Origin of the sequence: Nocardia altamirensis NBRC 108246 (genome assembly GCF_001612685.1) — a bacterium.
Lineage (GTDB): Bacteria > Actinomycetota > Actinomycetes > Mycobacteriales > Mycobacteriaceae > Nocardia > Nocardia altamirensis.
The window spans coordinates 1-1,739 of the sequence record NZ_BDAY01000158.1; the positions used below are offsets into that span (position 1 = coordinate 1).

The 1,739-nt window shown below is 66.2% G+C and carries 1 protein-coding gene; it reads left to right on the forward strand.

Annotated elements, in window-relative coordinates; genetic code table 11:
• Positions 1–51: 51 nt before the first annotated feature.
• Positions 52–1,623: an IS1182 family transposase gene (locus tag NA11_RS43605; RefSeq protein ID WP_439957152.1), complete on the forward strand. Its 1,572-nt coding sequence runs from the start codon at positions 52–54 to the stop codon at positions 1,621–1,623.
• Positions 1,624–1,739: the final 116 nt, after the last annotated feature.

The window sequence follows — 1,739 nt, forward strand, 5'->3', positions numbered from 1 at the left end:
CCTGGGTGTGATTCCGGCCCCGGAGGGGCCGGAATCATCGATGATTGAGGGGTGCTGGGTGAGGGTGGTTCGGATCCGCAGTTGATGGACGCGGCGGCGTTGGTCGGGCATCTTGTTCCGGCGGGCAGTGTGTTCGCGTTCTTGTCCGAGCATCGGCGGGAGGTGTTCCCGGCGAAGATGTTCGAGGATTTGTTCCCGAGCCGGACGGGGCGGCCGAGTCTGGCGTGTGAGGTCGCGGCGTCGGTGATGGTGCTGCAGGCGTTGCATGATCTGTCGGACCGGGAAACGGTGCAGGCGTTGCGGTGTGATTTGCGGTGGAAGGTCGCGTGCGGGTTGGCGTTGGACGATGAGGGATTCGATCCGTCGACGTTGACCTATTGGCGGCGGCGGCTGGCGAACTCGGACCGGCCGAACCGGATCTTCGACGCGGTGCGCGCGGTGGTCGCCGAAACCGGTGTGCTGCAAGGAAAGACACGGCGCGCGTTGGACTCGGTGGTACTCGACGACGCGGTCGCTACCCAGGACACGGTGACCCAGTTGATCGCCGCGATCCGGCGGGTGCGTCGCGAGGTCCCCGGCGCTGCGGACATCATCGCCGCGCGGTGTCGCGCTCACGACTATGACGATCCGGGCAAACCCGCGATCGCCTGGGACGACCAGGCAGCGCGCGAGACGTTGGTCTCGGCACTGGTCAATGACGCGACAATGGTGGTTGATGCGTTGGCCGACAACGAATTCGACGACAATGTTCAGGACAAGGCGTCACAGGCGTTGGCGTTGCTGGCGTTGATCGCCGGCCAAGACGTCGAACCCGCCCAAGACTCCGACGGCACCGACGGCCGCTGGCGCATCGCGGGCAACGTCGCCGGTGATCGGGTGATCTCGGTGACCGATCCCGAGGCCCGCCACGTCCACAAGACCGTGCACCAACGCCAGGACGGCTACAAGGCCCACGTCGCCATCGAGCCCACCACCGGCATCTTCACCGCCGGCCAGCTGGCCAAAGCCAATGGTCAGAACAACCACGAGGCCGTCATCGCCGCGCGCCTGCTCGACGACGAGGACGGACCACGACAAGTGCTGGGCGACAGCGCCTACAGCACCGCTGACTTGCGTGAGGAAATCACCAACCGCGGCCACACCGCGCTCATCAAACCCCCACCACTGCGCCCGCCGGTCGAAAACGGTTACACCGTAGACGATTTCACCGTCGATGAAGACTCCGGCACGGCAACCTGCCCCAACGATGTCACCCGCCGCATCACCGCCGGCAGAACAGTCAGCTTCGGCAAAGCCTGCACCGGCTGCCCGCTGCGGCCACGATGCACCACCAGCAAACAGGGCCGCACCCTGCACCTGCACCGCCACGACACACTGCTGCGCTCAGCGCGGCGCGACTGGCGCACCGACCAGCAACTACGTGACACATATCGACAGCACCGGCCCATGGTCGAACGCTCCATCGCCTGGCTCATCGGACCCAAAAGCCGCTGCCGCAAACTCCGCTACCGCGGCGTCACCACCAACAACCACTGGCTGCACACCCGCATGGCCGCACTGAACCTGCGCCGCCTGCTCAACCTCGGACTCACCCACAACAACAGCGGCTGGGCCATCGCCTGACCCGCAGACCACCCCGGGCTCCAACACCGCCGACCTCACCACACAGCAACCCCGCCCACTCCACCAACAAACCTCCCGGTTGCCGCCGCGCAGCGGCGGCAACCGGAAAACAAGCC